At 66.0% G+C, this 22,683-nt stretch carries 20 protein-coding genes; 9 read left to right on the plus strand and 11 right to left on the minus strand.

Features of this window, described 5'->3' with window-relative positions:
- Positions 1-72: 72 nt before the first annotated feature.
- The 5 genes from pyrE to clpB form a co-directional block, all read right to left on the minus strand.
- A complete protein-coding gene (pyrE, locus tag ACQP1T_RS36950; RefSeq protein ID WP_433757586.1) occupies positions 73-639 on the minus strand; it encodes an orotate phosphoribosyltransferase in 567 nt (188 codons plus the stop codon).
- 5 nt (positions 640-644) lie between these two features.
- The gene (locus ACQP1T_RS36955; protein ID WP_433757587.1) at positions 645-1,451 is read right to left on the minus strand and encodes an SDR family NAD(P)-dependent oxidoreductase; all 807 of its coding nucleotides are present in this window, start codon (positions 1,449-1,451) and stop codon (positions 645-647) included.
- A 34-nt stretch (positions 1,452-1,485) separates the two neighbouring features.
- Positions 1,486-2,592, minus strand: a complete 1,107-nt coding sequence (locus ACQP1T_RS36960; RefSeq protein WP_433757588.1) for a hypothetical protein — start codon at positions 2,590-2,592, stop codon at positions 1,486-1,488.
- Between the two features lie 56 nt (positions 2,593-2,648).
- Positions 2,649-3,482 (minus strand): DUF5666 domain-containing protein, encoded by an 834-nt coding sequence (locus ACQP1T_RS36965; RefSeq protein ID WP_433757589.1) that lies wholly within the window; start codon positions 3,480-3,482, stop codon positions 2,649-2,651.
- 339 nt (positions 3,483-3,821) lie between these two features.
- Entirely contained in the window at positions 3,822-6,380 is a 2,559-nt protein-coding gene (gene clpB, locus ACQP1T_RS36970) for an ATP-dependent chaperone ClpB (RefSeq protein WP_433757590.1), read from the minus strand.
- A gap of 235 nt (positions 6,381-6,615) precedes the next feature.
- Between clpB and ACQP1T_RS36975 the strand changes: the two genes are divergently transcribed.
- The 4 genes from ACQP1T_RS36975 (at position 6,616) to ACQP1T_RS36990 (ending at position 10,609) form a co-directional block, all read left to right on the plus strand.
- Positions 6,616-7,551 (plus strand): NADP-dependent oxidoreductase, encoded by a 936-nt coding sequence (locus tag ACQP1T_RS36975; protein ID WP_433757591.1) that lies wholly within the window; start codon positions 6,616-6,618, stop codon positions 7,549-7,551.
- 6 nt (positions 7,552-7,557) lie between these two features.
- Positions 7,558-8,460, plus strand: coding sequence for an LLM class flavin-dependent oxidoreductase (locus ACQP1T_RS36980; protein ID WP_433757592.1), 903 nt, complete (start codon positions 7,558-7,560; stop codon positions 8,458-8,460).
- Between the two features lie 206 nt (positions 8,461-8,666).
- Positions 8,667-9,824 (plus strand): FAD-binding oxidoreductase, encoded by a 1,158-nt coding sequence (locus tag ACQP1T_RS36985; RefSeq protein WP_062993357.1) that lies wholly within the window; start codon positions 8,667-8,669, stop codon positions 9,822-9,824.
- An 8-nt stretch (positions 9,825-9,832) separates the two neighbouring features.
- Positions 9,833-10,609: an FAD-binding oxidoreductase gene (locus ACQP1T_RS36990; RefSeq protein ID WP_433757593.1), complete on the plus strand. Its 777-nt coding sequence runs from the start codon at positions 9,833-9,835 to the stop codon at positions 10,607-10,609.
- 35 nt (positions 10,610-10,644) lie between these two features.
- Here the strand turns inward: ACQP1T_RS36990 and ACQP1T_RS36995 are convergent, their stop codons facing one another.
- The 5 genes from ACQP1T_RS36995 to dnaK all read right to left on the minus strand — a co-directional run bounded on the left by ACQP1T_RS36995 (position 10,645) and on the right by dnaK (position 16,526).
- Complete coding sequence (locus tag ACQP1T_RS36995) at positions 10,645-11,814, minus strand: FAD-binding oxidoreductase (RefSeq protein WP_433757594.1); 1,170 nt, start codon at positions 11,812-11,814, stop codon at positions 10,645-10,647.
- 625 nt (positions 11,815-12,439) lie between these two features.
- Positions 12,440-12,841: a heat shock protein transcriptional repressor HspR gene (locus ACQP1T_RS37000; RefSeq protein WP_433757595.1), complete on the minus strand. Its 402-nt coding sequence runs from the start codon at positions 12,839-12,841 to the stop codon at positions 12,440-12,442.
- Complete coding sequence (dnaJ, locus tag ACQP1T_RS37005) at positions 12,841-14,004, minus strand: molecular chaperone DnaJ (protein ID WP_433757596.1); 1,164 nt, start codon at positions 14,002-14,004, stop codon at positions 12,841-12,843. The genes ACQP1T_RS37000 and dnaJ overlap by 1 nt, the downstream gene beginning before the upstream one ends.
- 24 nt (positions 14,005-14,028) lie before the next feature.
- Positions 14,029-14,682: a nucleotide exchange factor GrpE gene (gene grpE / locus ACQP1T_RS37010; protein WP_433757597.1), complete on the minus strand. Its 654-nt coding sequence runs from the start codon at positions 14,680-14,682 to the stop codon at positions 14,029-14,031.
- Complete coding sequence (gene dnaK, locus ACQP1T_RS37015) at positions 14,679-16,526, minus strand: molecular chaperone DnaK (protein WP_433757598.1); 1,848 nt, start codon at positions 16,524-16,526, stop codon at positions 14,679-14,681. Before dnaK ends, grpE begins: the two co-directional genes overlap by 4 nt.
- 157 nt (positions 16,527-16,683) lie before the next feature.
- Between dnaK and ACQP1T_RS37020 the strand changes: the two genes are divergently transcribed.
- Together ACQP1T_RS37020 and ACQP1T_RS37025 are read left to right on the plus strand one after the other, a co-directional pair.
- Positions 16,684-16,980, plus strand: a complete 297-nt coding sequence (locus tag ACQP1T_RS37020) for a hypothetical protein (protein WP_433757599.1) — start codon at positions 16,684-16,686, stop codon at positions 16,978-16,980.
- 36 nt (positions 16,981-17,016) lie between these two features.
- On the plus strand, positions 17,017-18,708 hold the full coding sequence (locus ACQP1T_RS37025) for an FAD-binding oxidoreductase (RefSeq protein WP_433757600.1): 1,692 nt from the start codon (positions 17,017-17,019) through the stop codon (positions 18,706-18,708).
- 2 nt (positions 18,709-18,710) lie between these two features.
- Here ACQP1T_RS37025 and ACQP1T_RS37030 read toward each other — a convergent pair whose 3' ends face one another.
- Positions 18,711-19,196, minus strand: a complete 486-nt coding sequence (locus ACQP1T_RS37030; protein WP_433757601.1) for a MarR family winged helix-turn-helix transcriptional regulator — start codon at positions 19,194-19,196, stop codon at positions 18,711-18,713.
- A 115-nt stretch (positions 19,197-19,311) separates the two neighbouring features.
- On the opposite strand from ACQP1T_RS37030, the gene ACQP1T_RS37035 reads away from it, so the two are divergent.
- From ACQP1T_RS37035 to ACQP1T_RS37045, 3 genes are all read left to right on the plus strand, one after another.
- A complete protein-coding gene (locus ACQP1T_RS37035) occupies positions 19,312-21,057 on the plus strand; it encodes an MFS transporter (RefSeq protein ID WP_433757602.1) in 1,746 nt (581 codons plus the stop codon).
- Position 21,058: 1 nt separating this feature from the next.
- Entirely contained in the window at positions 21,059-21,355 is a 297-nt protein-coding gene (locus ACQP1T_RS37040; RefSeq protein ID WP_433757603.1) for a hypothetical protein, read from the plus strand.
- A 166-nt stretch (positions 21,356-21,521) separates the two neighbouring features.
- Positions 21,522-22,682: a zinc-binding dehydrogenase gene (locus ACQP1T_RS37045; protein ID WP_433757604.1), complete on the plus strand. Its 1,161-nt coding sequence runs from the start codon at positions 21,522-21,524 to the stop codon at positions 22,680-22,682.
- The last annotated feature ends 1 nt before the right edge of the window (position 22,683 follow it).

Below are 22,683 nucleotides of genomic sequence, written 5' to 3' on the forward strand. Positions count from 1 at the left end.
CCGCTGTCGGAGTTTCAGACCAATTCCAAGCTCCGACCACCAGCGATTGCGACCCGGGACCGCAATTGCAGCTTAGCCGAGGGCGAGATCCTTCAATCCGAGGATGGACCGGTACTCCAGGCCCTCCGCGGCGATCACCTGATCGGCACCGGTCTCCCGGTCCACCACGGTCGCGACGCCGACGACGGTCGCACCGGCCTCGCGCAGCGCGCGCACGGCGGTCAGCGGTGAATTTCCGGTGGTCGTGGTGTCCTCGACGACTAGCACCCGCTTGCCGACGATGTCCGGACCCTCGATCTGGCGCTGCATACCGTGGGTCTTGGCGGCTTTACGCACCACGAAGGCGTCGATCGGACGGCCGGGCGCGTGCATGACGGCCAGCGCGACCGGATCCGCCCCCATGGTGAGTCCGCCGACGGCCTCGAAATCCCAGTCCGCCACCAGTTCACGCAGCAGCTTGCCGATCAGCGGCCCGGCATCGTGGTGCAAGGTGGCGCGGCGCAGGTCGACGTAATAGTCGGCCTCCTTGCCCGAGGACAGCGTGACGCGGCCGTGTACGACCGCGAGCTCGCGTACGAGTGCGGCCAATCTATCGCGATCGTCGGTCGAAACGGCGGCCTTGTTCGCCTCGTCGATCATGTCTGTCAAGTCCTTCCGCGTGCGTTGAATATGCCGCGATTCAGTCGGGCCGCCAGGGCTCGCGGGATCATCCCGGCGGCGGTGGTGAGCACTTTGTACTGCACACCGGGCACGCTGAGCACCCGGTCCTTCTCCAGATCACGTAGCGAACCGGCGACCACCTGGTCGACGCTCAGCCACAGCTGTTTCGGCAGCGAGGACATCTCGATACCGGCCCGCTCGTGGAATTCGGTATGCACGAATCCGGGGCACAGGGCCTGGACCCGAACTCCGGTTCCGGCCAGTCCGCCCGCCAGCCCCTCGGTGAAGGATACGACGTAGGCCTTGGAGGCCGAATAGGTCGAGCCCCGTCCGGGGATCAGACCAGCCACGCTGGCCACATTGACGATCGAACCCTTCGCGGCCGCGATCATCGACGGCAGCGCGGCCCTGGTGAGCTGCACCACCGCGGTGACATTGACGTCGAGCTGCGCTTGGACCGCGGCGGGCGGCTGCGTCCAGAACTCCCCCGACTGGCCGAATCCGGCATTGTTCACCAGGAATTCGATGCCGTCGGCCGCGCGGGCCGACACCCGATCCCGATCTTCGGTATCGGCCAGATCGGCGACGAGCACCTCTGAACGGGTCGCGAATTTCCGCTCCAATTCCGCGGCGAGTGCGTTCAGCCGGTCCTTGTCGCGGGCGACGAGCACCAGGTCATAGCCGAGTGCCGCCAAACGCACGGCGAATCCGTGCCCGATGCCGGAGGTCGGTCCGGTGATCAGCGCGACGGGGCGGATGGCACCGGGCAGGCGCGCGGGACTGTCGTTCATTGCGCAATCCGGTTCGAAGGGGCGCTGTGCCCGCTCACTGCGGAACGGGTCCCTGATACGGGCGGAATCCAGGATGGAACGGACCGCCGGGCTGATCCGGCGTGCGCTCGGCAGAGTGCCACTCGTCCTCATCCGGCTCGGACCCGGCGGGTTCGCGCTGGGCCGGGCGGTCCTGCGGCGACCAGTCGTCATCCGGTTCGGCCGCCCAGCGCTCGTCGCGGGCCCGCGAGCGGGCATCCGGGACGACAGCGAGACTGGGGCGACGCGGCGGCTCCGGAGTCACCGGATCGGCGGCCGGTTCCTCGTCGTAGTAGTCGTCATCGGAGTACTCACGGTACTTCGGACGTTCGAAATCGTCTCCGTCATAAGGCGATTCGTCGTAGTCCTCGTCGTCGAAGTCCGCGCGCTTGCGCAGATCCGCCGACGCGACCCGCGCGGCGACCGGACGATCCGCCTCTTCCCGATCACCAGGGCGCTTGCGCGGATGCGGTCGACCCGGATCGTGACCGCCGGAATCCACCCCGCGCACATCGCTCACCGGCGGCAGCACATGCAGTAGACCGGACAGCCGCAGCACCGCATCGATGGCGGTCTCCCAATCCTTGGCCACCGTACCGACATTCAGCATGCCGAGGGTCCAGTTGCCCTCACTCCACAGCATCTGCACGGTGTCGGGCAGCGATTCGATGAAGGCGACCATGCGCTGGTCGACAGCGTGCCTGGCGATCTCCGGATTGGTCGCGAACACCACCCGATCACCGATCGCGCCGAGCAGTTCCAGATCGGCATCCTTGGGCGGGGAGGCGGTCTTGAGCCGCATATCCACATCGATATCGGAGCCGATCTGCCTGCGCACCGCGACCAGCGTCGCGGCGTCTTCCAGATCGAAGAGCACGAATTTCTCGCCCTTGCGAATGCCGGACACCACATCCACCGCGGACAGGTAGCCGAGCTTGGCCAACGCACCGCGGCGCCAGGTGGACGCCAGTGCCGGTTCCACCGACACATACGTATAGCCCTGGGCCTTCGCCCACACCTGGCGCGCATGACCGGTCCGCTGCCGCTGGACCCGATCGAAATACAGCAGCACGATCGCACCAACGAGCGCGATCGCCGCCAACCCGAACCACATTGCCGTCATCGTCGCCTACCCTATAGAGCCGACAGGGCTATTGCGCAGCACTGCCCGCCGATATTTCACCGCGTGCCTCCGGGCAGTGCGGTGCTGATGATGATCTTCGCGTCGATCGAACCATCCGCGGCCTTATCGCCCTGCACCACGACCATGTCACCGACCGGAAGCTCGGCCGCCTTGGACCCGTTCATCGAGATCACCTGGGTCTTATCGGTGGTGCGTACCGTCACGGCGGATCCGCCGACAGTGTCGAGGGTCAATTGGCCACCGGCATTAGCGGTGATGGTGCCCATGGTCGCGCCGAGGTCATCGATGCCGCCGAGTCCCGGAATGCTCGGAAGGACCCGGGGGGAGGACGGACCGCCCGAGGGCGCGGTGCCGGTGGATCGGCCCGCGGTCGGGACGGCCGAGGTGCTGGCGGCTGAGCTCGATGAGGTGTCCTTACCGCCGAGCAGCATCCCCGCGACCACACTGACCGCGCCGAGCAACAGAATCACCCCGAGTCCAAGGGCGATCCACAGGCCGGCGTTGCGCTTGCGCGGTGGTTGCTGATCCGGAGGTAACGGTCCACCCGGCGGTCCCGGCGGATACGGCGCGCCGGGCTGACCGTATGCACCGACCTGGGTCGGCTCCTGCCACCCGCCGCCTTCCGGTCCGCCCCACTGGACCTGGCTGTCGTATGGCGAGAACTCCTTTGTCGCATTGACCAGGGGCGGAGCCCACGGGTCGTATCGCTCGGCGGACGGATACACCGACGTCGCATCGCCGTGGCCATACGCGTCGGTGTATTCGGTCGTATGCGAGGACGGCTGGAATCCCGACTTACCCGACGGACCGATATGTTCCGTCGGCGCATCCTCCGGTCGCTGAGCCCAGGGATCGTTGGGACTACTCATGCCCTCCAGGGTAGGCTCTGTTGTTTTTGCGGCGCCTGCGGCGCCGCGTGTTCGCGGCCCCCACGATGTCTCGCGTCCGAGCCGGGCCGCGAACGGTCGCTCGTAAGACTCGCTCCGCCGTGGTCGGTGACGGCGGAGTGTTCGGCACTTGGTGCACGCATGCGGGGTGATCGAGTGCCGGGGCCTGCGGCGCATGCGCTTCGACGACTCGGCTGTGTTCGATGGCCGCGCCTGTGGCGCGGACGCGAGACGGGCCGCGAACGGTCGCTCGTAAGACTCGCTGCGTGGTGGTGACCGAGGCGGCCCAGCTGCGGGCTTTTCGCAAGCCGGGCCGCTATTTCAGCCGCGTCCGACGATCAGGCCCTCGCCGTTCGGGGAGACATTGACCGCGACGGTGTCGCCGTCGGTGATCTCACCGGCGAGCAGTTCCTTGGCGAGGGTGTCACCGATGGACTGCTGGATCAGCCTGCGCAGCGGGCGGGCGCCGTAGACCGGGTCGTAGCCGCGCACGGCCAGCCAGAACCGGGCCGAATCGCTGACGTCCAGCTTCAGTCGGCGCTGCGACAGTCGCTTCTGCAACTGGTCGAGCTGGATATCGACGATGGATTCCAGCTGCTCCTCGTCGAGGGCATGGAACATGACCACATCGTCGAGGCGGTTCAGGAACTCCGGTTTGAAGGCCGAACGCACCGCGTTCATGACGAACTCCCGCTCGCCGCCCGCACCCAGATTCGAGGTCAGGATGAGGATGGTGTTGCGGAAGTCGACCGTGCGGCCCTGGCCGTCGGTCAGGCGACCCTCGTCGAGTACGGCTAGCAGGATGTCGAAGACATCGGGATGCGCCTTCTCGATCTCATCGAAGAGCACCACCGTGTACGGCCGCCGCCGCACCGCCTCGGTCAGCTGACCGCCCTGGTCGTAACCGACATAGCCGGGCGGGGCGCCGACGAGCCGAGCGACCGAATGCTTCTCGCTGTACTCGCTCATATCGATGCGGACCATGGCGCGCTCGTCATCGAACAGGAAGTCCGCCAACGCCTTTGCCAGCTCGGTCTTACCGACACCGGTGGGGCCGACGAACATGAACGAACCCGTCGGCCGGTTCGGATCCGCGACTCCGGCGCGCGCCCGGCGCACCGCATCGGAAACCGCCTGCACCGCCTCGGCCTGACCGACCACGCGCTTACCCAGCTCCTGCTCCATCCGCAGCAGTTTCTGGGTTTCGCCCTCCATCATCCGGCCGACCGGAATACCGGTCCAGGACGAGACCACCTCGGCGATATCGTCGGGGCCGACCTCCTCCTTGAGCATCACTTCGCCGTCACCGGCTGTGGCTGAGGCCTTTTCGGCCTCGGCGAGCTGCTTCTCCAATGCCGGGATGCGCCCGTAGCGCAGTTCGGCCGCCTTGCCGAGATCACCGTCGCGCTCGGCGCGTTCGGACGCACCGCGCAGCGATTCCAGCTCCTCCTTGAGCACCCGGACCTGATCGATGGCGCTCTTCTCGTTCTGCCAGCGGGTCATCAGCTGGTTGAGCTTTTCGCGGTCGTCGGCGAGTTCCTGGCGCAACTTGTCCAGCCGCTGCTTGGAGGCCGCGTCGGTCTCCTTCTCCAGCGCGACCTCTTCGATCTCCAGCCTGCGCACCGCGCGCTCGACCTCGTCGATTTCCACTGGGCGCGAATCGATCTCCATGCGCAGCCGGGACGCCGACTCGTCGACCAGGTCGATCGCCTTATCCGGTAGGAACCGCGAGGTGATGTAGCGGTCACTGAGCGTGGCGGCGGCGACCAGCGCGGAGTCGGTGATGCGCACACCGTGGTGCACCTCGTAACGCTCCTTGATGCCGCGCAGGATGCCGATGGTGTCCTCCACCGACGGCTCGCCGACCAGCACCTGCTGGAAGCGACGCTCCAGTGCGGCATCCTTCTCGATGTGCTGGCGGTACTCATCCAGCGTGGTGGCGCCGACCAGCCGCAGCTCACCGCGGGCGAGCATCGGCTTGATCATATTTCCGGCATCCATCGCCGATTCACCGGTCGCGCCCGCGCCGACAATGGTGTGCAGCTCATCGATGAAGGTGATGATCTGGCCCGCACTGCTCTTGATCTCCTCGAGGACGGCCTTGAGCCGCTCCTCGAATTCGCCGCGGTACTTCGCACCGGCCACCATCGCGCCCAAGTCGAGCGAGACAACGGACTTGCCGCGCAACGACTCCGGCACATCACCGGCCACGATGCGCTGGGCGAGGCCCTCGACGATCGCGGTCTTACCGACACCGGGTTCGCCGATCAGCACCGGATTGTTTTTGGTGCGACGGCTCAAAACCTGTACGACACGGCGGATTTCGGTATCGCGCCCGATGACCGGGTCGAGCTTGCCGGAGCGGGCGGCCGCGGTGAGATCGGTCGAATACTTCTCCAGCGCTTGGTAGCTGCCCTCCGGATCCGGATTGGTGACCCGCGCACTGCCGCGCACGGCGGTGAAGGCCTCGCGCAGCGCCTCGGGGGTCGCGCCGTACTTCTTCAGCAGCATGGTCACATCCGAATCGCCGTCGGCCAGGCCGACCATGACGTGTTCGGTGGAGACGTATTCGTCGCCGAGTTCGGTGGCGAGGCGCTGGGCTGCGGTGATCGCGGCCAGGGCCTCGCGGCCGAGTTGCGGAGTAGTGGTCGCACCGGTCGCACGAGGCAGCCTGTCCACGATGTCCTGTGCCTCACGTCGAATCGTCGCCGGATCCACCGCGACGGCCTTGAGCAAGGGGGCGGCGATGCCATCGGTTTGATCCAGCAACGCCACCAGCAAGTGCGCCGGACGAATCTCCGGATTGCCCGCGGCCGAGGCGGCCTGCAGGGCGGCGGTCAGGGCCGCCTGGGTCTTGGTGGTGGGATTGAACGAGTCCACAAGTCACCTTCCTACTAGTCGATTCGCCCTATCCAACGTCGGAAAGGTTGAGTCTGTTCCACTCAACTTCAATCGCTCGAGCGGAGCGCCCGATACCGGTAAAGACTCGGCTTGAACGCTACGCCGCGACACTGCCGAATGGCATCAATCGCCGGGTCCATGGCACCGCGATGCCTACGATGGCCTTGGCCGATGGTTGATGCATCACAATCCAGCCCGACTCGAGGAGCGATGTATGCGCGCGATCGTGGTACGAAGCTTCGGAGCAACACCCGAACTGGCCGAGATGCCGACACCCGAACCCGGCGCGGGCGCGGTCAGAGTCCAGCTCGAAGCGGCCGGGGTGAACCCCTTCGACCAGAAGATGGCAGGCGGCATTCTGGAAGGAAAGCTGCCACACGATTTTCCGATGATCCTCGGCGTCGACGGTGCGGGCACGGTGGCCTCGGTCGGCCCCGGCGTCACCAAATTCGGCGTCGGCGACCGCGTTGTCGGCAAATTCCTGTACCCGCCCGCGGGCCACGGCAGCTTCGCGGAGTATTCGGTACTGCCCGAGGACGCCACCCTGGTCCCCATCCCGGACCGGGTGCCGACCGTGGCGGCGGCGGCGCTGCCGACCGCGGGCATAACCGCGCAGGACATCGTGGACGCCACCAAGATCGAGCCGGACCAGAAGGTATTGATCGTCGGCGCCACCGGCGGCGTCGGGTCCTTCCTGGTGCAGCTGGCGAATATCGCCGGGGCGCACGTCATCGCGACGGCGCGCGTGGCGGTCGCCGATCAGATGACCAGGCTCGGCGCGGCCGAGACCATCGATTACACCCGGGGTCCGGTCGTCGAACAGGTCGCCGCCGCCCATCCCGACGGCGTCGACGCGCTGTTCGATCTGGTGAGTCCACCCGAGGCGCTGGCCGAACTGACGGCGCTGGTCCGCGACGGCGGCACGGTCTACTCCACCATCTGGTCCGCCGATCCGGACGCGCTGCGCGATCGGGGCATCAAGGGCGGCAATATCGAATCCTCCGGACGTGCACCGGAATTGACCCGACTGCTCGCGCGGGTCGCCGCCGGCGATGTGGTCGTGCCGATCGACGCGACCGTCCCGCTGGACCAGGGCCCTTCGGTCATCGGCGCGTTGGGCGCGCGGGGCAAAACCGTGCTAGCCATCTGAGCTCAGGTGGCCGCCCGAAAAAAGGGCTCAGCACGCCCACCCGAATTCGGCCTCTTCCTGCTTCCGGAGGCCGACAACTACAAGCAGCTCACCGAGCTGACGACATACGCGGAGAGCGCCGGACTCGACCTGATCGGCGTCCAGGACCATCCCTACCAGCGTCGCTTCCTCGACACCTGGACCCTGATCACCGGCCTGGCCATGCGCACCGAGCGACTCACCTTCTTCCCCGATGTCGCCAACCTGCCACTGCGCAATCCCGCCGTACTCGCGAAATCCGTTGCCTCCCTGGACATCATGACCGGCGGCCGGATCCACCTCGGACTCGGCGCCGGCGCCTTCTGGGCCGCCATCGCCGCCATGGGCGGCTACCACCTGAGCGCGGGCGAATCGGTCCGGGCGCTGGCCGAGGGCATCGCGGTCATCCGGGCCATGTGGAGCGACGAACGTTCAGTCCGGGTGCCCGGCACATACCATCTGCTCGCCGGCGCTCACCCCGGCCCGCGGCCGCAACACGATCCCGGCATCTGGCTCGGCGCGAAGGGGCCGCACATGCTCGCGCTGACCGGACAGCGCGCCGACGGCTGGCTGCCCTCGGCGGCCTGGGCCCCGCCCGAATTCCTGACCGAGGCGGGTAAGCGCATCGACGATGCGGCCGCCGCGGCGCAGCGCGATCCGCGCGCCATCCGCCGGGTCTACAACCTCTCCGGCACCATCACCACCGACGGCACCGACCACGGCTTCCTGGAGGGCCCGCCCGAGCGCTGGGTGGACGATCTGTCCGCGCTGCATCGCGACCAGCGCATCGACGGCTTCATCTTCTGGCCGACCGAAGGCGACCCGGTCGACCAGGTGCATCGCTACGCCGAATTGGTCGCGCCCGCGGTGCGCGCGAACGTCGCGAGTTGACCCGGCGGTAACCCGGAGCGATCGGGCTCGCGATATCCTGCATGTCCGGCCCACACCAGCCCCGATTTGCCCACGGATTACCGTTGGCCGGGCGTGATCGGTCATACCCACACGACCACGTGATTTTCAGGGATACTTGACGGCGGAGGACCGCCGGTTACGGACATGTCCCTGGGCAGATTTTGAGGGAAAGGAAGCTCCACGTCGTGGATGCGCGTTCGGCAGCGCTGGTCCGCGCCAACTTCCGATCGGTGATCGAGTCGCCGAACGGACCCGAGCGGTTGATCAGTGCGTTTTATGGTCACCTGTTTGCGGAGAAGCCGCAGCTGCGGGAATTGTTCCCGCCCGCGATGGAGATGCAGGCCAAGCGGGTAGTGACCGCCATCCATTACGTGCTCGACAATCTCGAGGACTGGGGGCGGGCGCAGAAGTTCCTGGAGCAGTTGGCGCGCGATCACCGCAAATACGGTGTCATCGCCGCGCACTACGACATCGCGGGGCGGGCGCTACTCGCCGCCTTCCGGGTCTTCAACGGTCCGATGTGGAATCGCGCGCTCGAGGAGGGCTGGCGCGATATCACCATCCTCATCTCCGCCTCCATGGCCATCGGCGCCAATTCCGATAAATCGCAGCCGTACTGGGATGCGACCGTGGTCGGCCATCGTCGGGTGCTCGAGGATCTGGCCATCGTGCGGCTCCAGTCCGACAGTCCGATTCCGTATCAGGCCGGACAGTACGTACCGGTCTCGCTGCCGCAGCGCCCCAAGATGTGGCGCTATCTCTCGCCCGCGATTCCGGCGAATCCCTACGGCGAAATCGAATTCCACGTCCGCAAGATTCGCGGCGGCTGGGTGAGCCCGGCCATCGTCAACGAGACCAGGGTCGGCGATCGGTGGATGATCGCCGGACCGCTCGGTGGTCTGCACATCGATCGCGACAGCGGCCGTGACGTGCTGCTGATCGGTGCGGGCACCGGCATCGCGCCGCTGCGCGCCCAGTTGATCGAGATGGGTCAGCGCGGCATCAATCCGCGCGTGCACTTCTTCATCGGCGGCCGCTATCCCTGCGATCTGTACGACGTGGAGAATATGTGGCAGCTCTCGCAGAGCAATCCGTGGCTCACCGTGGTCCCGGTCTGCGAACAGAAGACCAACCCGTGGTGGTATCCACATCCACCGCAGGACGAGCCGTACGGCATGCACCGCCGCCTGATCGGAAATCTGGGCGCGGTCGTGGCCAGCTTCGGCTCATGGGCCGACCGGCAGATCCAGATCGCCGGTTCGGCCCGCATGATCGCCGACACCCGCCGCGCTCTCATGGCGGTGGGCACCCCCGAGTCGGTGATCAGCTCAGATCCCGTGTGAGAGAAGCAATGACAATTGATCCGAGCCCGCACGGCAACGGTGCGGCGCCCGAATGGAAGTCGACCGTTGTCGGTCACCACCGGCTGCGCCACGACATCGCGGTGATCCGCCTGATCGGCGAGTACGTCCCGTTTCTCGCGGGACAATCCGTCGAGGTCCGGGTGCCGCAGCATCCGGGGATGCGCCGTCGGCTCTCCCCCGCGCTGCCGCCGTCGCTGGACGGCAAGATGGAATTCCATGTGCGCACGGTGCCGGGCGGCTGGTGCAGCGGCAGTATCGTCGCCGACACCCGACCTGGCGACGAATGGCAGATCAGCGCTCCCATGGGCACTCTCGCCGTCGACCCGTACGGCGACGAGGTGGTGATGATCGCGGGCGGCACCGGGCTGGCCCCGATGCGCTCCCAGATTCTCGACCTCGCCCGGCACGAGGATCCGCCGCCCACCTACCTGTTCGTGGGCGGGCGCTCCCCGCGCGACCTGTACGCCGATGACATGCTGTTCCTCTTGGCGAACGAATTGCCTTGGCTCACGGTGATTCCCGTGGTCGAGAGTCCGGAGGATCCGGGCTGGGTCGACGAATGGTACGAGCAGTCGCGCGTGGATATCGGATTCCCGCTCGACGATATGCTCTTCGGCACGCTCGCCGATGTCGTCGGGTCGCACGGTGCGTTCGACCAACATCAGGTGCTGGTCTGCGGTTCACCCAACATGGTCCGCGTGACGCTCGATCGGCTCGTCGAGACCGGAACCCCCGCCGCGAATATCCAATTCGAGGGACTGTAACCACAACAGAGCGAGTCTTACGAGGTGCCGATAACTCAAAACAGCGGATCGTGTCGGATGTTCTTGGTCTGCGTTCCGGCGGCCATCAACCGGAACTTGGTGGTCTGCACCATCGAGGGTGATCCGACTATCTGCACATCCCGGTCGGACCAGGAGCCGTAGCTCGCGACGACCTTGCCTATCTGGCCGGTCATCCGGGCTTCCAGCCCCGGCCAAGGGTGCTCCGGTTCGCCGGAATCCAGATACCACCAGGGGTTTTCATCGCTCTCGGTGACCGGCGTGACGGTGAGCCACTTGTTGGCGGTGGCCAGTTGGCTCAGGATGTCCAGATCGTAGAGGTCACAGGGATGGTGGCCGCCGACGAACAGATGCACCCGCGGGTTGACGCGCCGTTGTGCCATCGCCATGAGCTGGGCGCGCAGGGGTGCGATGCCGGTACCGCAGCCGACCATCAGCATTTTCCGTTTCACATTGCGCGGTACACCGAGTCCGCCGAGCGGTGAACCGAGCAGCCACTGGTCACCGATATTGGTGTGGCCGACAATGGCCGGGCTGACCCAGCCGCCGAGCACGCCGCGGATGTGGAATTCGATCTCCCCGTTCGCATTCGCGGGCACCGCCGGGGACAGATAGCGCCACATGCGCGGCCTGGCCGGGATCTGCACGCTGATGTATTGGCCCGCGGCGTATTGCATCGGCTGATTCAATTGCAGCCGCACCACGGCGAGATTGCGCAGCACCTCGCGGCGTTCGACGACGGTTCCGGTCCAGACCGGCGGTGTCGATTCCTGTTCGGCCGCGCCGATCATGGTCTCGCCGATGATCTTCAGGCCCTCGTCCCATGCTCGCTCGACCTCATCGGTCCACATCTCGGTGCCCGCGAAAATCCGCATCGCGGACTTCAACGAGGTCGCCACGGCGTGGTAATGCGCGGCCTGTACCCCGTACTTGCGGTGGTCGCGCCCGAGTTGGGCGAGGAATGGCAATAACTTGTTCGGCTCCTCCAGCCGATCCAGCGCATAGGAGATGGCCTTGACCAATCGGTCACGCTGGGAATCCATCGCCGCGGGGAAGAAATCCCGGACGGCGGGATAGTCCGTGAACAGGATTGCGTAGAACGAACTGGCCAGCTTGGCCGGACCCCCCTCCTCCGCAGCAACCGCCTTGAACGTGGTTCTTATCAAAGCGACAGTCCGCGAATCCATTTGTGTCACAACCCCTTTTGCACTCGAACACAAACCCGTGCCGGCGAGTGAGGTGCTGCGGGACACTCGACAGCAGCCGATGCGAATGAGTGTAGGCGAGGTTTGCCAGCTACGGAATCAGTCGAATAAACATCACGCATGTAATTCCCCCAAAACGAGGATCCGCACCACGAAACCCCTTGAAAACAAACCGAAAGAACGAACACAACGGCGAAATCCGCCACATACTCGCCGAATTCGACCGGCCCGGTTTGCAAGATTCATCCCAATCGGGATCGTGGAGCGATCGCACGGCAACCCGCGATCCGGGACCACCGGTCCGGCGCAGGCAAACCGGGAGCACCCGCCGACCTGGCGACCGACCGCATCGACGCCCCCCACCGGCACATAGTTTGCTGAGCCAAGGCCCACAGCAAACTTCGCAGCTCGGCACATCACCGGCAACCCTGTCGAACCATATGCCGACACCTACGAGCGGCCGAACCAATCGTCGGGTAATCAAACCCGCGTCCGGAGTTTGCTCGAGCGCTGCCAGTAGTAATTCCGATATGCGCAAAACAAATTCGCACGAATGACAAAGGCTCCGGGCTCGGTCGAAACCGAATCCCGGAGCCTCTCGCGCTTATCAGCGCCTATTGCGCGGCTTCCACACCACCAGTGCGGTACTGCGTTGCGGCGGCGTGAGATCGGGGCGATACCCCGCGCGCAGCCGATCCAGCTCGGCCGACATCTCGGCGACGCGCTGTTGCAGTTCCTCGACCTGATTGGTGAGTTCGATGATGCGCTTGATGCCCGCCAGGTTGACGCCCTCGTCCTGGGACAGCCGCTGCACCTCGCGGAGCAGTTCGACGTCCCGTGCCGAATAACGTCGACCGCCACCCGAAGTCCGTTGCGGCGTAACCAGTCCGAGGCGGTCATACGTACGCAGTGTCTGCGCGTGCATACCCGCCAACTGGGCCGCCACGGAGATCATGAAGAACTCCGCCCGGGACGCCCCGCCGGACGCCTGCTTCGGATTATCGGACATCACGCACCTGCCCATCCCGCACGTGGATCGAACCCGCTGGTCTTCTCCGCCTCCGCGTAGCGCTTGAGCGCCTCGGCGGCATTGTCGTCCAGCTTCTGCGGCACGGCCACCTTGACGGTGACGAGCAGATCGCCCGCCCCGCCACCGGGACCGCGCTTGGGAACGCCGCGGCCGCGCACCCGCAGGATGCGACCGTCCGCGGTGCCCGCAGGCACCTTGACACCGACGCGCCCTTCCAGCGTGGGCACGGAAACCGTTGTGCCCAGCACCAATTCACTGTAACTGACCGGCAGCACCAGGGTCAGGTCGTCGCCGTTGCGGCCGAAGACCTTGTCCTGGCTGACGTGCACGGTCACGTAGAGGTCACCCGAGGGCGCACCACGCAGTCCGGCCTCGCCCTGTCCGGCCAGCCGAATCTTCTGCCCATCGCTGACACCAGGGGGAATCCGCACCGTGATGGTGCGGGTCCGATTCTGGATGCCGCTGCCGTGGCAGTCGACGCACGGATCGTCGATGATCGAACCGGTACCACGGCATTCGTCGCACGGCTCGCTGAAGCCGAACGCGCCCTGGTTGCGGCTGATCACGCCGTTGCCATTGCAGACCGGGCAGACTCGCGGACTGGTCCCCGGCTTGGCGCCGCTGCCGTGACAGGTCGTACACGGCGACGGACTGGTCATCCGCAGCGGAACCGTGACACCCTGTGCGGCCTCGCGGAAGCCGAGGGTCGTCTCGGTCTCCACATCGGCGCCGCGGCGCGGGCGGCTCGCGGTGCGCCCGCCGCCCCGGTTGAACAGGCCGCCGAGCAGGTCACCGAGGCCACCGTCGCCAGCACTCGCCTGGCCGAAGATGTCCCCGATATTGAAGTCCTGCGAGAAGCCGCCGCCCGCACCCGGAGTGAAGCCGCCGCGCCCGTATCCGCCACCGGCGAACAGCTTTCGGGTCTCGTCGTATTCCTTGCGCTTGGCCGGATCCGACAGCACGGCATGCGCCTCGCTGACGGATTTGAACCGCTCCTCGGCCTTGGTATCGCCGGGATTGGCATCCGGATGCAGGTCACGGGCGAGTTTGCGATAGGCCTTCTTGATCTCGTCCTGCGAGGCGCTGGAGGAGACACCCAGTTCCTTGTAGAAGTCCTTTTCGATCCACTCCCGTTGGCTCACCGGGCATCTCCTCCTCTCGGGTTCCTATTGGTTGTTCGCATTGGCATCAGCATCCGATGCCTCTTCTTCGACCAGATCGGCCACCCCATCGGTTACCCCGACGAGCGCGTGCCGAAGCACTCGATCGCCGAACCGATAGCCCTTGCGCATGACAAGGCCGATCACCGGATCGTGGCCGGAGCCCTCGTGCTGCACCGCCTCGTGCAGGGTCGGGTCGAAAGGCTCACCCTCCGTGCCGAATTCCTGCAGACCCTGCTTGTGCAGCGCGTCGGCGAGCTTATCCGCCACCGACTTGAGCGGTCCGGCATCGAGATCGCCGTGCGCCCGCGCACGATCGAGATCGTCGAGTACGCCGAGCAGTTCGGAGACCACGGCCGCCTTGGCCGAGTCGATGGTCGCCTGCCGGTCCCGCTCGACCCGACGCCGGTAGTTGGCGTATTCGGCGGTCAGCCGCTGCAGATCGGCGGTGCGCTCGGCCAACTCCTTGGTGATGGACTCGGCCAGGATCTCGGCGCCCTCATCGGTACCGATGACGGGTTCGGTGCCGTTCCCGGCTTCCGGCCCAGGCCCGGCGGCGGACTGTTCGGCCACCGGTTCCCGGACTTCACCTGTCTCCGGATCGAGCTTGCGATTATCGACGAAGGTGATCGGCTCCTTTTCGGAGTTTCCGTCGCTCACTTCTTCTCCGTGTCGACCGGCTCGTCCACGACCTCGGCATCCACGACCTGGTCATCGCTGGCGGAGCTCGACGCGCCGTTGCCGGACGCGGCCTGCTCGGCGGCCGATGCCTCGTAGATCGCCTGACCCAGCGCCTGCGATTCGGTCGCGAGCTTCTCCACCGCGGACTTCACGGCCGCGATATCGGTGCCCTTGAGCGCCTCGTTGGCTTCTGCGATGGCCGCCTCGACCTTGGTCTTGACGTCCGCGGGGACCTTGTCCTCGTTCTCCTTGATGAACTTCTCGGTCTGGTGCACCAGCGACTCGGCCTGGTTGCGGGTCTCGGCCTCCTCGCGGCGGGCCTTGTCCTCGGCGGCGTGCGCCTCGGCGTCCTTGACCATCCGGTCGATCTCCTCCTTGGACAGGCCGGAGCCGTCCTGGATCTTGATCGTGTTTTCCTTGCCGGTGCCCTTGTCCTTCGCGGTCACGTGCACGATGCCGTTGGCGTCGATATCGAAGGTGACCTCGATCTGCGGCACACCGCGCGGGGCCGGCGGGATGCCGGTCAGCTCGAAGGAGCCGAGCAGCTTGTTGTGCGAGGCGATCTCGCGCTCACCCTGGAACACCTGGATCTGCACCGACGGCTGGTTGTCGTCGGCGGTGGTGAAGGTCTCCGAGCGCTTGGTCGGGATGGTGGTGTTGCGCTCGATGAGCTTGGTCATCACGCCGCCCTTGGTCTCGATACCCAGCGACAGCGGGGTGACATCGAGCAGCAGGACGTCCTTGACCTCGCCCTTGAGCACACCGGCCTGCAGTGCGGCGCCGACCGCGACGACCTCGTCCGGATTCACGCCCTTGTTGGGCTCCTTGCCGCCGGTCAGCTCGCGGACCAGATCCGAGACGGCGGGCATACGGGTCGAGCCACCGACGAGCACGACGTGGTCGATATCGGCCACATTGATGCCGGCGTCCTTGATCACGGACTGGAACGGCGCGCGGGTGCGGTCGAGCAGGTCCGAGGTGATCTTCTGGAATTCGGCGCGGGTCAGCTGCTCGTCGAGGAACAGCGGGTTCTTGTCGGCGTCGACGGTGATGTAGGGCAGGTTGATCGAGGTGCTCTGCGAGGAGCTCAGCTCGATCTTGGCCTTCTCAGCCGCCTCACGCAGGCGCTGCATGGCCATCTTGTCCTTGGTCAGGTCGATGCCCGCACTGGCCTTGAACTTGTCGACCAGCCAGCTCACGACGCGCTCGTCCCAGTCGTCACCACCGAGGTGGTTGTCGCCGGAGGTGGCGCGGACCTCGACGACGCCCTCGCCGATTTCCAGCAGCGAGACGTCGAAGGTGCCGCCACCGAGGTCGAAGACCAGGATGGTCTGTTCCTTATCGCCCTTGTCCAGGCCGTACGCGAGTGCGGCCGCGGTGGGCTCGTTGACGATGCGCAGCACGTTCAGACCGGCGATCTGACCGGCCTCCTTGGTGGCCTGGCGCTGCGAGTCCTCGAAGTACGCGGGCACGGTGATGACCGCGTCGGTGATCTCCTCGCCCAGGTAGGACTCGGCGTCACGCTTCAGTTTCATCAGCACGCGCGCGCTGATCTCCTGCGCGGTGTACTTCTTGTCGTCGATGGCCACCGACCAATCGGTGCCGATGTGGCGCTTGACCGAGCGGATGGTGCGGTCGACATTGGTGACCGCCTGGTTCTTGGCGGGCTGGCCCGTCAGAACCTCTCCGTTCTTGGCGAACGCGACGATCGATGGGGTGGTGCGCGATCCTTCAGAGTTCGCGACGACGACCGGCTCGCCGCCTTCGAGTACGGCGACGACCGAGTTCGTGGTCCCGAGGTCGATTCCGACCGCACGAGCCATGGTGGTTCCTCCTAGTTGACGTAACTTCTTGTGTCGGTGCTGGGCGATCGCGGTTTTCGGGCGATCTACCCGCTCTGCGACATCCGCTCGGGACAACCCGAGTCGACTGCCACGAGACCTCGCCCCAAGCACCTCACGGAGCACGGTCCCAGCAACGGTGAGCGTGGTCGGCTCAATCCTGCACCCATTCGACACCGGGCGTCAACTGAAACTTGAGCCGATCACACTCAATGTTGTCGAAAAGCACAACCGGCTGCCTTCGCGATCTATTCCCGGACCGTCACCGTCCGCCGATCTCGTCAGCCGAGGTGATGCCCGCCAGTTGCGGACCGTGGTGCCCTTGTCCGACGGTGCCGGCGTGGCATCGGTTCCCCCGCCCGCAAAGAGCGCCCCGGCCAGCGAGATCGTCAGGGCTGCGATTGCGCCTATTGCGACGCGGGTCTTGGTGGTTTGAGCGATGGAATGCCTCCGGTAATTTCGGGAACCGAGGATGGCGGTCGGCGGTGCGGCCGAACCGCCGAGAGGAGTGGTCGTGCCGACGAAGACGCGGTCGTGGTGGGGTTGGGGAAATGTCGAGGACGCCGTTACCGGCGCGGAGCGCGAGGCGCTGACGAAGCGCGTCGCGGCCATCCTGCCTGGCACCGATCTCACCGTGCACGAGCCGCCCTCGATCGAATCGCTCCGACTTCCCGAACCTCGTGTCGCAGTGCCTGATTCGCTCACCGCACTCAGCTCGACCGTCCCGGTCGACCGCGCGGCGCACGCGCACGGGCAGGCGTTTCGTGATGTGGTGCGCAATCTGCTCGGCGATGTGCGTAATCCGCCGGATCTGGTTGTTCGACCACGCAATGAGGCCGATATCGTCGACGTGCTCGACTGGGCGTCGCGGGCGAATGTCGCGGTAATTCCGTTCGGCGGCGGTACTTCCGTGGTCGGCGGGATAGAGCCGAGGATCGGCGACGCCGTTGGCAGCCGCGGCACAAATGGCGACAACCACGGTATGGATGACGATTTCGCCGCAGCGATCAGCCTCGATCTCGGCGCGTTGGATCGCGTCCTCGACATCGATCGGATCAGCCGCGCCGCGCGCATTCAAGCCGGGGTTTTCGGTCCGGCGCTGGCGAATCAGCTGCGCGGCGCGAACCTGACGCTGCGACATTTTCCGCAGTCGTTCGAATTCTCGACGCTCGGCGGCTGGCTGGCCACCAGGGCAGGTGGACATTTCGCCACGCTCTACACCCATATCGACGATCTGGTCGAGTCGATGCGGGTGGTGGCCCCGACGGGCATCAGCGAATCGAGGCGGCTGCCCGGATCAGGGGCGGGGCCGTCACCGGATCGCATGTTCCTCGGATCCGAGGGGACACTGGGGATTATCACCGAGGCGTGGATGCGCTTGCAGGACCGGCCACGTTGGCGCGCAACGGCTTCCGTGCACTTCGACGACTACGCACAGGCGGTGGCCGCGACCAGGGCCATCGCCCAGTCCGGCCTCTACCCGTCCAACTGCCGACTACTCGATCCGACCGAGGCATTTCTCAATGCCGGTGCCGCCACGAGCGGCGGTGTGCTGGTGCTCGGATTCGAATCCGCCGATCATCCGACGCGTACCTGGATGGAACGCGCGCTCGAGCTGGTCACCGAGCACGGCGGCACACTTCCCGAACCCGCGCGCTACACCGAATCGACCGAGCACCACGCGGGTTCGGGCGCGGCCGACACCTGGCGTTCGTCCTTCCTGCGGATGCCTTATCAGCGCGACGCCCTCGCGGCACAGTCGATGATCACCGAAACCTTCGAAACCGCCTGCACCTGGGACAAATTCGACAATCTGAAGGCAGCGGTGACCGAGGCCGCGAATGCGGCCATCCGATCCGTCGGCGCCACCGGCGTGGTGACATGCCGCTTCACCCATGTGTATCCGGACGGTCCGGCACCCTATTTCGGCATCTACGCCGCCGGTCGCTGGGGCAGTACGCTCGCGCAGTGGGATGACATCAAAGCCGCTGTCTCCGAGGCACTCTCGGCTGCCGGCGGGACCATCACGCATCATCACGCGGTGGGCCGGGACCACCGACCCTGGTACGACCGCCAGCGCCCCGATCCGTTCGCCGATGCGCTGCGCGCCGCCAAATCCGCACTGGATCCGGCCGGCATCCTCAATCCCGGCGTGCTGATCTGAGCTCAGCGCTTGTCCGCTGGGCGGGCCAAGCCCGGGTGGATGCCCGGGATCAGTCCGTTCGCCGCCGCGGTGCGCTGTAGGAGTTCGACCAGGGTGGCACGCTCGTCGGGAGCGAGTGCGGCCGTGACGTCGGCATCCAAGCCGGTCACGATCGCCTCGGCCCGGGTGAGCAGTTCGTGTGCCGCGGGAAGTAGATACACCGCATGTGCGCGCCGGTCGGTCGGATGTTTGCGTCGCTCGACGAGTCCGCGCTTCTCCAGTTCGTCCACCAGCCCGACCATCACATTGCGATGGATCCGCTGCGCCTCGCACAGCTGCTGCTGCGATTGGCCGTCGTTGGCCCGCAATATTCGCAGCGTGCCGTAGTGACGCGGGCTGATGCCGAGCGGTGCCAGCAGATCGGTGAAGCGCTGAGCGACATGGAATCCGAGCTGGCCGAACAGGAAGGCGGCGCGCTCGGAGAGCGGCACGAGGGTCGGATCGGTCACCCACCGAGCATACCCCGATCAATGCACCCTTTGTGATTGCACACTTGATTGATAATCACTTCGAGTGCATAGTTTTAGGTGTCGTCATACTCCACCGACCGAAAAGAGCCTTCTCGTGGATACCGACATCTCCCCTGGCGCGGACGCGCCACCACAACTCGACCCGCGCCGCTGGATCGCCTTCGCGGTCGTACTGGCCGCGGGATTCATGGATCTGCTCGACGTCACCATCGTCAATGTCGCGGTGCCGAGCATTCAGACCGATCTGGGCGCCCAGTATTCGCAGGTCGAATGGATCATCGCGGCCTATGTGCTCGCCTTCGCCGCGGTGCTGATCACCGGCGGCCGACTCGGCGATATCTACGGCCGCAAGCGGATCTTCCTGATCGGCATGACCGGCTTCACGCTCGCCTCGGCCGCGTGCGGCTTCAGCTCGGATCCGACCATGCTGATCACCTCCCGGTTCGTCCAGGGCGCGATGGCGGCGCTGATGGTGCCGCAGATCCTCGCCATCATCCGGGCCACGTTCCCGCGGCAGGAGCGTGCCAAGGCCATCGCGATCTACAGCGGTGTCGGCGGCTCGGCCTCGGCGGTCGGCCTGTCACTCGGCGGACTGCTGGTGCAGTGGAATCTGTTCGATCTGGACTGGCGGCCGATCTTCCTGGTCAATGTGCCGGTCGGGATCGCGGCGCTGATCGCCGCGACGATCGTGATGCGGGATTCGCGCTCGGCCACCGCTAGCGATGGCTCGCCGGTCGCTCGAAACAACACAGCACCGCGGCTGGATCCGATCGGCATGGCGCTGGCGATCTCCGCGGTGCTGCTGCTGGCCTACCCGCTCACCGAGGGCCGCCGATTGGGTTGGCCCGCATGGACTTTCATCATGATGGCGAGCGCCGCGGTCGTCTTCGGCGCATTCGTCGTCTTCGAGCGGCGGCGGGCGCGGACCGTCGGATCCCCGCTGATCGATCTGGAGCTGTTCCGGTCCCGTCCGTTCACCGTCGGCCTCGCGAGTTGGCTGCTGTTCTGGATCGGTCTCGGCGGATTCTTCCTGATCTGGACGCTGTTCATGCAGGCAGGCCTGGGCTGGTCGGCGATGCGGGCCGGACTCACCGCGGTCTTCTTCGCGGTCGGCGCCGGCATCGGGGCGGGGGTTTCGGTGAGTGCGCTCGCGCCACGGTTCGGGCGCATCGTGCTGGTCGCCGGTGGTGTGGTGAATGCCGGTGGATTCGCGCTGTACGGGTGGCTGGCCGCGCATTACGGTGCGTCGATCACGTCATGGCAGATGGTGATTCCGCTGATCATCACCGGTGTCGGATTCGGCATGGTGGTCGCGCCGACCATCGACCTGCTGCTCGGTCAGGTGCCCGCGCGGGAGGCGGGGGCGGCGTCCGGGCTCCTCAACACCGGACAGCAGCTCGGTACCGCACTCGGCGTCGCACTGGTCGGCGTGGTGTTCTTCGGTCAGCTGGACCATGATTCGGCGCGCGGCGTCGAGGCGGTTACTCCGCAGGTACGCACCGAGCTCTCGACCATCGGCCTTCCCGAACCGGCACAGGACCAGATCATCGCGAATTTCCTTGCCTGCGTTCGCGATCGGTCGGCACAGGTCGATCCGACGGTGGTCCCCGACAGTTGCCGGAGCTCCGATCCGGGCAATTACGCTGTGGCACAGGTGCTCACCGATGCGGGCGAACGGGCCAATGCGGTGAATTTCGCCAACACCTTCCGCTACACGCTGTGGTACGGGATCGGCCTGCTGGCCATCATGTGCCTCGGCTTCCTCGCACTCCCCAAGGATGCGCGACTAGAGCAGCACGAAATCGACGATCCTCTGGAACTGGCACCGACAGGAGTCTGAGATGAAAGTACTTGCCATCGGACGCGGACAAGCCGTCGTCGATACCGCCACCGAATTATTGCGGGCCAACGGTTATGCCGCCGTGGGCACCATCGCCGACGTCGAAGCACTGCGCGCACTCGATACCGGCGAGATCACCGATCTGATCATCGGCGGTGGCGTGGAAGCGGATTCGCGTGCGGCGCTGAAACGGAAGGCGGCCGACCAGCACGTCATCGTGCACGAGGCCAAGCGCGGCGGACGCGGAATCGAGGAGTATCTGAACGAAGTGGTCATTCCGACTTTGGCGCGTCAGTAGGGCGAGACGGCGGTTCCCGCGGACAACGGGGCCGCCGTCACCGCGTTGGCCTCGGATCTGTCGGATCTGCCTGACTCAGACACGCAATTTCCGCTGCGGCCGGTGTGCGTGGCAGTAGGGTGACGACATAGGGGAGCCGCGCGCCGCCGATTCGAGGAGTCCGTCTATGAGGGCCGCCGTCGTCACCAATACCAAGTTCGTGGTGGAGGAGTTGCCTACCCCGACGCCCGGACGCGGGCAGGTGCTGATCAATGTAGCGCGATGTGGCATCTGCGGGTCAGATCTGCATGCTCGCACCCATGCCGACGAGATGGCCGAGCTGGCCGCACGCACCGGATACGACCAATTCATGCGTGCGGAGCAGAGTGTGGTGCTCGGACACGAATTCAGCGGCGCGATAGTCGATTACGGGCCGGGCTGCCGCAAACGCTGGCGGACGGGTACGCCCGTGGTGGCGCTGCCGATCGTGCGACACGACGGCGCACCACAGCTGACCGGATTATCGACGGCCGCGCCCGGTGCGTATGCCGAGCAGGTTGTGGTGCAGGAATCCATGACCATGCCGATCCCGAACGGACTTTCGACCGAACATGCCGCGCTCACCGAGCCGATGGCCGTCGCCTGGCACGCGGTGCGCAAGGGACGGGTCGGCAAGGGGCAGACCGCTTTCGTAATCGGCTGTGGCCCCATTGGTTTGGCGGTTATCAGCATGTTGAAAGCAGCGGGTGTACGCACCGTCGTTGCCAGTGATTTCTCGCCGCGCCGCCGCGAGCTCGCCGTCGGCTGCGGTGCCGATATCGTCGTCGACCCCGCGACCAAATCCCCTTGGGAGGCAGCGCCGAAGCGCGGGCGGATCAACGGTGTCACCGATATTCTCAGCCTCGGTTTCGACACCATGGAACGGCTGCGCCGGGTCCCGAATCTGCCCTGGTGGTATGTCTTCCGGCTGGCGCATTCGCTCGATGCGGGTCCGGCAGGTCCGGTCATCTTCGAATGCGTTGGCGTGCCAGGCATTATCGATCAGATACTCATGGCCGCGCCGCCGCTGTCGCGCGTTGTCGTGGTCGGCGTCTGTATGGAGACCGACCGCTTCCAACCGGCGATGGCCATCAACAAGGAAATCGAACTTCGCTTCGCCTTCGGCTACGACCCGGGTGAATTCCGCGACACACTGCACATGATCGCCGACGGCAAGGTCGACCCGGCTCGCTTGATCACCGGCACGGTCGGGCTGGACGGTATCGATAACGCCTTCACCGCGCTGGCCGATCCGGAACAGCACGCGAAGATCCTCATCGACCCGGCCAGCACCGCGACGACGCCCTGAC

This window comes from Nocardia sp. CA-135398 (genome assembly GCF_050955845.1).
In the GTDB taxonomy this organism is placed as follows: domain Bacteria; phylum Actinomycetota; class Actinomycetes; order Mycobacteriales; family Mycobacteriaceae; genus Nocardia.

Excerpts from the sequence above, each read along its gene's own strand:
- pyrE (WP_433757586.1), bottom strand. The coding sequence starts at position 639 with ATGATCGACGAGGCGAACAAGGCCGCCGTTTCGACCGACGATCGCGAT.
- ACQP1T_RS36955 (WP_433757587.1), bottom strand. The coding sequence starts at position 1,451 with ATGAACGACAGTCCCGCGCGCCTGCCCGGTGCCATCCGCCCCGTCGCG.
- ACQP1T_RS36960 (WP_433757588.1), bottom strand. The coding sequence starts at position 2,592 with ATGACGGCAATGTGGTTCGGGTTGGCGGCGATCGCGCTCGTTGGTGCG.
- ACQP1T_RS36965 (WP_433757589.1), bottom strand. The coding sequence starts at position 3,482 with ATGAGTAGTCCCAACGATCCCTGGGCTCAGCGACCGGAGGATGCGCCG.
- ACQP1T_RS36975 (WP_433757591.1), top strand. The coding sequence starts at position 6,616 with ATGCGCGCGATCGTGGTACGAAGCTTCGGAGCAACACCCGAACTGGCC.
- ACQP1T_RS36990 (WP_433757593.1), top strand. The coding sequence starts at position 9,833 with ATGACAATTGATCCGAGCCCGCACGGCAACGGTGCGGCGCCCGAATGG.
- ACQP1T_RS36995 (WP_433757594.1), bottom strand. The coding sequence starts at position 11,814 with ATGGATTCGCGGACTGTCGCTTTGATAAGAACCACGTTCAAGGCGGTT.
- ACQP1T_RS37000 (WP_433757595.1), bottom strand. The coding sequence starts at position 12,841 with ATGTCCGATAATCCGAAGCAGGCGTCCGGCGGGGCGTCCCGGGCGGAG.
- dnaK (WP_433757598.1), bottom strand. The coding sequence starts at position 16,526 with ATGGCTCGTGCGGTCGGAATCGACCTCGGGACCACGAACTCGGTCGTC.
- ACQP1T_RS37025 (WP_433757600.1), top strand. The coding sequence starts at position 17,017 with ATGGCGGTCGGCGGTGCGGCCGAACCGCCGAGAGGAGTGGTCGTGCCG.
- ACQP1T_RS37040 (WP_433757603.1), top strand. The coding sequence starts at position 21,059 with ATGAAAGTACTTGCCATCGGACGCGGACAAGCCGTCGTCGATACCGCC.
- ACQP1T_RS37045 (WP_433757604.1), top strand. The coding sequence starts at position 21,522 with ATGAGGGCCGCCGTCGTCACCAATACCAAGTTCGTGGTGGAGGAGTTG.